9 protein-coding genes are annotated in these 8,928 nt (G+C 65.7%); 5 read left to right on the forward strand and 4 right to left on the reverse strand.

Annotation, left to right across the window (positions count from 1 at the left end; all coding sequences use genetic code 11):
- The first annotated feature begins 117 nt into the window (after positions 1-117).
- The 5 genes from ACVMB0_RS24655 (at position 118) to ACVMB0_RS24675 (ending at position 3,815) form a co-directional block, all read left to right on the forward strand.
- On the forward strand, positions 118-1,152 hold the full coding sequence (locus ACVMB0_RS24655) for a glutamine synthetase beta-grasp domain-containing protein (RefSeq protein WP_456755122.1): 1,035 nt from the start codon (positions 118-120) through the stop codon (positions 1,150-1,152).
- Between the two features lie 210 nt (positions 1,153-1,362).
- Entirely contained in the window at positions 1,363-2,067 is a 705-nt protein-coding gene (locus ACVMB0_RS24660; RefSeq protein WP_456798179.1) for a GrlR family regulatory protein, read from the forward strand.
- Positions 2,068-2,070: 3 nt separating this feature from the next.
- On the forward strand, positions 2,071-2,757 hold the full coding sequence (locus ACVMB0_RS24665; protein WP_456755120.1) for a substrate-binding domain-containing protein: 687 nt from the start codon (positions 2,071-2,073) through the stop codon (positions 2,755-2,757).
- 32 nt (positions 2,758-2,789) lie between these two features.
- Positions 2,790-3,611, forward strand: coding sequence for a tetratricopeptide repeat protein (locus ACVMB0_RS24670; RefSeq protein ID WP_461347966.1), 822 nt, complete (start codon positions 2,790-2,792; stop codon positions 3,609-3,611).
- 54 nt (positions 3,612-3,665) lie between these two features.
- Positions 3,666-3,815 (forward strand): hypothetical protein, encoded by a 150-nt coding sequence (locus ACVMB0_RS24675; protein ID WP_016843021.1) that lies wholly within the window; start codon positions 3,666-3,668, stop codon positions 3,813-3,815.
- A gap of 41 nt (positions 3,816-3,856) precedes the next feature.
- Here ACVMB0_RS24675 and ACVMB0_RS24680 read toward each other — a convergent pair.
- The 4 genes from ACVMB0_RS24680 to ACVMB0_RS24695 all read right to left on the reverse strand — a co-directional run bounded on the left by ACVMB0_RS24680 (position 3,857) and on the right by ACVMB0_RS24695 (position 8,886).
- Positions 3,857-4,796 (reverse strand): IS630 family transposase gene (locus ACVMB0_RS24680; protein ID WP_461345637.1). Its coding sequence is split into 2 segments (ribosomal slippage): positions 3,857-4,459 and positions 4,461-4,796, totalling 939 coding nucleotides; the frame shifts between segments, so codons are not numbered across the junction.
- Between the two features lie 165 nt (positions 4,797-4,961).
- Positions 4,962-5,579 carry an Isoquinoline 1-oxidoreductase subunit gene (locus ACVMB0_RS24685; RefSeq protein WP_456755118.1) on the reverse strand — a complete coding sequence of 206 codons (618 nt, stop codon included), beginning with the start codon at positions 5,577-5,579 and terminating at the stop codon, positions 4,962-4,964.
- An 11-nt stretch (positions 5,580-5,590) separates the two neighbouring features.
- Positions 5,591-6,115, reverse strand: a complete 525-nt coding sequence (locus tag ACVMB0_RS24690; RefSeq protein ID WP_456755117.1) for a (2Fe-2S)-binding protein — start codon at positions 6,113-6,115, stop codon at positions 5,591-5,593.
- Positions 6,112-8,886, reverse strand: coding sequence for a xanthine dehydrogenase family protein molybdopterin-binding subunit (locus tag ACVMB0_RS24695; RefSeq protein ID WP_461347967.1), 2,775 nt, complete (start codon positions 8,884-8,886; stop codon positions 6,112-6,114). Before ACVMB0_RS24695 ends, ACVMB0_RS24690 begins: the two co-directional genes overlap by 4 nt.
- Between the last annotated feature and the right edge of the window lie 42 nt (positions 8,887-8,928).

An 8,928-nucleotide genomic window follows, 5' to 3' on the forward strand; every position in this document is an offset into this window, starting at 1 on the left:
GCAGCGACTGGCATTTTAATTGCTTAGTAAGAGCCGGCCGATGGTGGCCGGGTACGCGTGCGGCGACCGACTGGCTTTCGGTTCCTCACGGTTTTGCATCATCAACAGAGAGGTTCAATGACCAAGTACAAGCTCGAGTATATCTGGCTCGACGGATATACGCCGACGCCGAGCCTGCGCGGCAAGACGCAGATCAAGGAATTCGCATCGTTCCCGACCCTCGAACAGCTTCCGCTGTGGGGCTTTGACGGTTCGTCCACCCAGCAGGCTGAAGGCCACAGCTCTGACTGCGTGCTGAAGCCGGTCGCCTGCTATCCCGACGGTGCGCGCGAGAACGGCGTGCTGGTGATGTGCGAAGTCATGATGCCCGATGGCAAGACGCCGCATGTCTCGAACAAGCGCGCGACCATTCTGGACGACGAAGGCGCCTGGTTCGGGTTCGAGCAGGAATACTTCTTCTACAAGGACGGCCGTCCGCTCGGCTTCCCGGAGCAGGGTTATCCGGCTCCGCAGGGCCCGTACTACACCGGCGTCGGTTACAAGAACGTCGGCAGCGTTGCACGCAAGATCGTTGAAGAGCATCTCAATTTGTGTCTGCACGCCGGCATCAACCACGAAGGCATCAACGCCGAAGTGGCGAAGGGCCAGTGGGAATTCCAGATCTTCGGCAAGGGCTCCAAGACCGCCGCTGACCAGATGTGGATGGCTCGCTATCTGATGCTGCGTCTCACCGAGAGCTACGGCATCGACATCGAATTCCACTGCAAGCCGCTCGGCGATACCGACTGGAACGGCTCGGGCATGCACGCCAACTTCTCGACCAAGTACATGCGCGAAGTCGGCGGCAAGGAGTATTTCGAGAGCCTGATGAAGGCCTTCGACAAGAACCTGATGGACCACATCGCGGTCTACGGCCCGGACAACGACAAGCGTCTGACCGGCAAGCACGAGACCGCGCCGTGGAACAAGTTCAGCTACGGCGTGGCTGATCGTGGCGCCTCGATCCGCGTGCCGCACTCCTTCGTCAACAATGGCTACAAGGGCTATCTGGAAGACCGCCGCCCGAATTCCCAGGGCGACCCCTACCAGATCGCTTCGCAGATCCTGAAGACCATCTCCGAGGTGCCGACCGGCGCCAAGGCTGCTGCGTAAATGACTGCGGCTTAATGGCCGCGGCGTAAGCCGCGATCAGACCCGGATGGAGCCATCCGGTACCGCTATGGGGTCCGCCAGGGCGACAGCTTTGGCGGACCTTTGCGTTTAACGACAGGGTTTGCAGGCGGTGTTCCGCCGAAAGCGGTTTCGCCGCGTTATGAACCGCGCTAGATAACGATTGGATATTGGCTGCCGGGGACGCGGCGCTTGTTTGAGGGGTTCTATAAGGTCCGGTTCGAGCTGGGCGGCGCCGTCGGCCGCAGCGTGATGTATGTCGGCAACGGCAAGCTGCTCGGCGGCAATTCGGCGTTCGCCCATATCGGCACCTACGCAAGGGACGGCGACGAGGTCGCAGTCGAGATCCAGACCGTTCGCCACAATCCGGATCCGAACTACCGCGCGATGGCCGGTACCGATGACGCGACGCTGATCGCCAAGGGCCGTCCGGACGGCGAGCTCTATCGTTTCAAGGGCGAGCTCAAGGAGTTGCCCGGCGTGCCGTTCCAGTCGGTGATGACGCCGATCACCGAGGCCGACATCCCGATCGCCGGCGGTGTCGGCGACGGCGGCATCGTCAACGGGCTCTATTCGATCCACATTCGCGTGCTCGATGGGATCGACGGCGGCCTCACCGGCGTGATGCTGCTCAACGACGGCCGCATCCTCGGCGGCGACGCGTTCTTCTACTATCTCGGCAGCTACACCTCCGAGAAGGGCCGCTGGAAGGGCCAGATCCTCAATCAGGAGCACACCTCGGCGATGGGCGAGAACCCGGTCTTCGGCGGCCATGAGGTCGGCATCGGTTTTTCCGGCACATGCGACGCGGAGGGCGCGGTGCTCGAAGCGACCGCACTGGCCGGCAAGCGCAGCCTGCGCCTCACCGCCGCGCTCAAGCTGATGCGGCGGGCGTAAGCGATGGACAATTCGGTTCGCGTGCTCTCGACGCTGGCGCTGAAGGGCGCGGTCGCGCGCCTTGCCGAGGCCTATCTGGCAGCGAGCGGGGTGCGGATCGATGCCGATTTCGCGCCGACGCTGGCGCTGCTCGACCGCCTGCGCGGCGGCGAGGGTGCCGATCTCGTGATCCTGACCCGGGAGGGTCTGATTGAGATGATCGGCGAGGGCCGCATCGCGCGGGACAGCGCGGTCGACCTCGCGCGCTCCAATGTCGGAGTTGCGGTGAAGGCGGGTGTCGCGCATCCCGACATCGCGACCGAGGCCGCGCTGCGTGCGGCGCTGCTCGGCGCGCGGGCGGTCGCCTATTCGCGGCTTGGTGCCAGCGGGATCCTGTTCGCGCGGCTGATCGAGCGTCTCGGCATTGCGGAGGCGATCAACGCCCGCGCAGTGATCATTCCGATGGGCTTCACCGCCGAGAAGCTCGTCAGCGGCGAGGCGGATCTTGCGATCCAGCAGATTAGCGAGTTGAAACAGGTGGGCGGTATCGAGGTCGTCGGGCCCATCCCGCGGAGTTTGCAGACGCCGGCGGTTTTCTCCGCAGGCCGCATCGCGGCCGCGCAGCGTGCAGAGGCCGCCGATCAACTGCTGCGCTATCTGTCGTCGGCGGATGTTGCGCCGGTGCTGCGCGAGACCGGGCTTGAGCCTTGAATTTGCCCGCACCGCGACGCAACCTGCCGCCCATGTTCAGACCTCTCCATGCCATTGTCGTGGTCGCTGCGCTGGCCGCGCCGGCGCTTGTCCACGCGCAATCCGCCGACCTCGTGCTGTGCGACCGGGTCGCCGCCGATCCCTCGGATCCCGACAAGCCGGCCGACGTGAAGGGCGTCGGCGACATCGCATCGGCCGATGTCGCGACCGCGATCAAGTATTGCGCGGTGGCGGCAAAATCGTCGCGCCGTGCGATGTACGAGCTCGGCCGCGCCTATGCCGCCAACCGGCAGATCGCGGAAGCCGCAGGAGCCTGGCGCAAGGCGGCCGACAAGGGCTCGACGTCGGCGATGGTCGAGCTCGGCGTGCTCTACGGCAACGGCACCGGCGTCGCCAAGGACGAGGCGCAGGCACGCAAGCTGTTCGAGCGCGCGGCGCAGGCCGGCAACGCGCGCGGCGTCAGCAATCTTGCGGCGCTCGGCGGCGGCGGTCCGGCGGCCGACCCGGCACGCGCGCGCGAACTGCTCGCCAAATCGGCCGAGACCAATGCGGAGGCGCAGTACCAGCTCGGCATGATGCTGGCTGAAGGCAAGGGCGGCGCGCAGGACGATGCCGGCGCGCGGGCGTTGTTCGAAAAGGCCGCGGCGCAGAACCATCCGGGCGCTCTCGAGCGGATGGGCGCGTTCGCGCAGGCCGGCCGCGGCGGGCCCAAGGATAGTGATGCCGCAAAAGCCTATTACGAGCGGGCGGCCGCGCTCGGCGACGAGGATGCCAAAAAGGCGCTGGAGCGCGCCCGCTGTCCCTATGTGATCAAGGACAAGCGCGGCAATCCCGTGACCAATCTCTGCTTCTAGGAACGCCCGCGCTTGCATGTCGTTGACGTGCGAAAGCACCGGCGAGGCGATGTCATGATCCGCAAGCTGCGTTCCGGCGAATACCGGCTGTATTCCCGCAAGGTCAATCCGAAGACCGGCAAGCGCCGCAATCTCGGCACCTTCAAGTCACGCGCGGCGGCTGAGAAGCACGAGCGCGACGTGCAGTATTTCAAGCGACACTAGAGCTTCGGTCCTCAGAACCGAAGCTCTAAAGCGCGATGAGATTAAGTTCGATAGCCTGAATTTTTGAGGTAGTTGGCGCACTCCTGTGAGGTGAAGGCATCGAGTGCATGGCCGATTGCGGCACAGACGGCGTCGGCGGTTCGCGCGGCAGCTTTACGGACCAAGTGCTTAAGCTTGGCAAAGACTTGTTCGATCGGGTTCAGGTCGGGCGAGTATTTTGGCAGGAAGAAGAGTTTGGCGCCGACCGAACGGATAAGCTGGCGAACCGCTTTGCTCCTGTGGCTGCCGAGGTTATCCAACACGACGATGTCACCGGGCTGAAGGGTCGGCAGGAGGACCTTCTCGACATAGGTGCGGAAGCTCACGCCATCGATCGGCCCCTCGATGAACCATGGCGCATCGATCCGGTCATGGCGCAGGGCTGCCAGAAAGGTCATGGTCTTCCAGCGGCCGTGGGGAACCTTGGCATGAAGTCTGCTCCCGCGCGGCGCCCATCCGCGCAAGGGCGCCATATCGGTCCTGGTCCAGGTCTCGTCGATGAAGACCAGCCGTTCAGCTTCGACGCGACCTTGATACTTTGCCCACTGGGCTCGCCGCCGCGCCACCTCGGGACGATCGCGTTCGCCAGCCGCCACGCTTTTTTTTGAAGCTGAGCTTCTCGGCATGCACGAAGTCCCACACCGAGTGGTAGTCGACCTTCAGGCCACGGTCGGCAAGCTCGGCAACGAGACCGCGTATCGTAAAATCGCCGTCCTTGATCCGTTGTGACAGCCAGACCGCGTGCTCGCCCGAAATTGCCTTCGGCTTGTAGCCGCCGATCTGGCCAGGCTCGACGCTGCCGGTCTCATCGACCCGCTTCATCCAACCAATCGCCGTGCTGATCGCTACCCCAAACTGCTTGGCGGCCCGATTGCGCGACATCCCGCCCTCGATCGCGGAAACAACACGCTTGCGGAGATCCAGAGAATACGGCTTCCCCATCCATGCTGGCCTCCTATCCAGCCAGCATGGTGAATCAGAAACGCACTGATTTGGGAATCCCAAATCGATTCAACCTAACCCCATCCCGCTCTAGCCTTTTTTTGACGCGTTTTCTTCACGCGAACCGGCGTCCGCTTCGCTCGAAAACGCTATGGTCTCTTCGCGCTAGGGCGGCGGGCACGTTGCGCCCGTCTTGACCCAGGCCTCGACCAGCGCGCCGGCCTGCGCCTGCGTGCCCGGTGCGGGCGAGCGGCCGAAGCCGGGATGCCAGGCCCAGCCCACCAGCGTGTCCTTGCCGATATGCTCGATCAGCTCCTCGACCTTGCGGCCGCCATTGCGCGCGGGGTCGCGGATCTGGGCGCAAATCTCGCCGACGGTCTTGCCGGCCCATGCCATCTCGCGTGGTGCCAGGTGCCATTCCGGGTGACCAGGCACGCGGCCGGGATCGAAATTGGCATGCTGGTGGCAGATCGAGCAGCGCATCGCGTCCTTGCCGTGGCCATCGGCGCCGCGGGTGACCGGCGGCTGGTGCATGCGGCTGATGTCGCCCTGCCGCGGGCTGTCGCCGGCCGGATGGCAATTGGTGCAGCGCGGATGGGTCAACACCTTGCCGAGCTCGGTGAAGATCGCAGCCGAGCGCTGCTCGACGTTCTCGATGCCGGCAAAGCTTTCCGGCGAGGCGAGGGCGTGGCTCGCGCTCTCCGATGCCGCATAACCTGCGCACAGGCTGGTCGCGAGCGCCGTCGCGACTGCAACGATCCGAAACCGCGTGTCCGGTGGCATCGCGCGCAGGCTCATTTGTTGGCGGTCAGATAGCGGTTGGAATCGGCGAGGATCACGTCGCGCACCGCCTGGTGATACTTGATGTAGCCGGTGCAGCGGCACAGATGACCATCGAGCGCGTCCGCAATCACGGTCTCGAGCTGGTCGCGTGCGACCGGCGTCTTCGCCAGCCGTTCGAGCAGCACTTGGCCCTCGTTGAGGAAACCGGCCGTGCAATAGCCGCACTGGAACGCGAAGTGGTCGATGAAGGCGCGCTGCAACGCCGAGAGCTCGCCGTCCCTGGCGTGACCCTCGACGGTGCGGATCGTCATGCCGTCGAAATTCGCCGCCGGCACCACGCAGGTCGGGCTGGTGATGCTGGTGCCGTCGGGGTTATCGATGATGATCGCGCAACTCAGGCATTGCGCGGCGCCGCAGCCGAACTTGGTTCCGGTCATCCCGAGCATTTCGCGCAGGAAGTCGTTCATCGAGAGGTCGTCGCGGACCTCGATCGGACCGTGCTTCTGGCCGTTGATGGTGAGGTTGAGCGTGGTCACGCAAGCGCTCCCTTGAGCAGGGCTGATGTCACCGGCAACGAGCGGAAGCGATGGCCGGTGGCGTCGTTGATGGCGTTGAGCAGCGCCGGCACGATCGGGATCATCACCACCTCGGCCATGCCCTTCGGCGGCTCGTCCGGCGTCAGCGGCGGCAGCATCTCGATCTCGAGATCGTGCAGCGGCAGATCGGAGCCGCGCGCGATCAGGTACTGGCCGAGATTCCATTGCCCGTTGCCGGGCCCGCCTTCGAACGGCGGCAGGGTTTCGAGCAGCGCGTAGCCGACGCCCATCGCGAACCCGCCATGCGACTGGCCGAGCACCACTTCGGGCACCAGCGCCTGGCCGCATTCGAACACGCTGTAGGCCTTGGCGATGCGCAAGGTGCCGGTCGCACGCTCGATCTCGACACGCACCAGCGTGCCGCACATCGAGGTATAGGCGGTGCCGATCCGGTTGTTGTCGGTCGGCGGAAACTTGACGCTGACACGGTCGATCCGCTCGAACCGACCGCGGCCGCGGCGGATCGCCAGCGCATCGATCTCGGCGCGATACTGCTCGCCGAACAACGGGAAGCGGGCGCGCGACCATGCCCAGCGCGAGAAGCTGTGCGCGATTGCGCCGGTGACGAAGCCGCGCGCATGCGCGGTCGCGGCGAGCTGCGGCAAAGGCAGCGGCGCGAGCTCGTCGAGCACGAGTTGCCCGTCCTTCCAGCGCGCCTTGTCCCATTGCCGGGCGCGCGGATCGGCCTTGCCGATGTGCCAGAGCTCGAGCGCGGCCGGCCACAGCCCGAAGCGGAAGATCACCCGCGCCGCCTCGGCCGCCGAATGCGTCCCAACATGGGCGCCGATCGAGGCGCTGGTGGCCGAGCTGATCGCGGGTACCCAACGCGGGTTCTTCTCGGCGAGGTCCTGGGTCTTCTGATCCATCGTGTAGGGATCGCCCGAGGTGACGAGCCCGAGCGCATCATAGCTGTCGACCCGGGAGACGGCGACCTCGTCGGCCACGCCGCCGAGATGGCCCGCCACCCGGTTCGCCAGCGCGGTGCCGACGCCATTGCCCATCTCGACGTGATCGCAATGGATCGCGATCCGCCCCTCCGGATCGATCTCGACCCGGCCAAGCGAGCAATCCGCACCCGAGCCGTAATCCTTGGTGACGCAGGCAACCCCGGTGCCGACCAGGCGTCCTTCGGGGACCTTCTGTTTGAATGCGGCGCGCTGCTGCCAGATCGGATGCGTCTCGAGCTTGTCGAGGATGTCAGGCGTGCGCACCGACACGATGTAGGGATTGCCGGTCATGGTCCGGCCGTTCTGTTTCAGCGCGTTGTTGCGCCGGAACGCGATCGGATCGACCTTCAGCTCGCTCGCGGCCTCGTCGATCAGGACTTCGAGCGCGGTCATGGTCTGCAGCGTGCCGTAGCCGCGCATCGAGCCCGCGGTGACGCCGCGCGAATGGAGCGCCACGGTGGTGACGTCGACCTTCGGGATATCGTAGATGCCGATCGCGGCGGTCGCGGCCACGACCGCGACATTGGCGGAGAAGTTGGCGAGCCCGCCGCCATCGAGCACATGGTCGGCGGCGAATGCGGTGATCTTGCCGCTCTTGCGATCGATCCCGATCCGCGAGCGCATCTTGATCGGGTGGCGTTTGATGCCGCCCTGGAATTGCTGGTAGCGGTCGTGCGCCAGCCGCACCGGCCGTCCCGGAAAGAACATCGCCGCCAGCGCGACGTAAAGCACGAACGGCGTATGGTCGCGGCCGCCGAAGCCGCCGCCGACATGGGCGAATTGCGCGTTCATGTGCGAGGGCCGGAACGGCGGGCGAGCCTTGCCGAGCAGATGAGCGATCGACTCGGTCGCCTCGTAGGGCGACTGCACGCCGAGCACCAGTTCGAGATTGCCGCTGGTCTCGCTGTACCAGGCGAGCCCGCTCTCCGGTTCGAGGAACATCGGATCGACCGACTGGGTCTCGAACTCGCGGTCGAGCACGAGCTGCGACGGATCGTCCCGGTCGAGCTGGGCGCGGATTTGTTCGCCATAGGTCGCGGCCTTGGCGTAGTCGGCCTTGGTCTCCGTGGCGAGCGGCAGCCAGACCGGCAGCGCCGCGTTCTGGATGCGGCTCGGCGACACCCAGCCGGCTTGGATCGGCGAGTAGATATCGGGCGCATCGGGTGTCGCGCCGGCGACGCGCGTGAAGCGATACGCGCCAAAGTTCGGCAGGACGACCGGGCCGGTCTCGTCGCCGAACTTGACGAAGCCGACATCGCGCAGCGCGAGGCGCGCGCGGTCGAAGGCGTCGAACTGCTCGAAGATCAACAGCGCGACCGGCTGCCCGAGATAGATCGGCGTCTTGCCGAGCGGGCAGAACAGATCGCCGGCGTGGAACTCCGGCACCCGCGCGCCGATCCGGTCGAGATCGGCTGCGGTGACGACGACCGAGGGCTTCGCCGGACCATCGAGACGGGCGAGGTCCATGCCGGCATAGACATGCGTGGCATCATTGGCGCGGACCAGGATGGCGTGCGAGGTGGTCGCGGGCCAGCCCGGCATGTCGGCGGCACGAAAGTCTGACGCGTAGAGTTTTGCGCCGGTGACCTTCGCCACGCCGTCGACGCGGCCGGCGCCCTTGGCCGCCGGGTTGAACTGGCCGCGCCCGGGCAGCGTCTCGCGGCAGGCGAAAGCCGGTTCCTTGGCAAGCGCCAGATGCGACAGGCTGACCGTGATGCCGCCTGCCGACAACCACTTCACGAATTCGCGTCGCGAAGACCGCATGGTCTGATCTCTCATCGACATCTGAACGGCATATCGCGCCGG

The organism is Bradyrhizobium sp. USDA 4451, assembly GCF_054822585.1.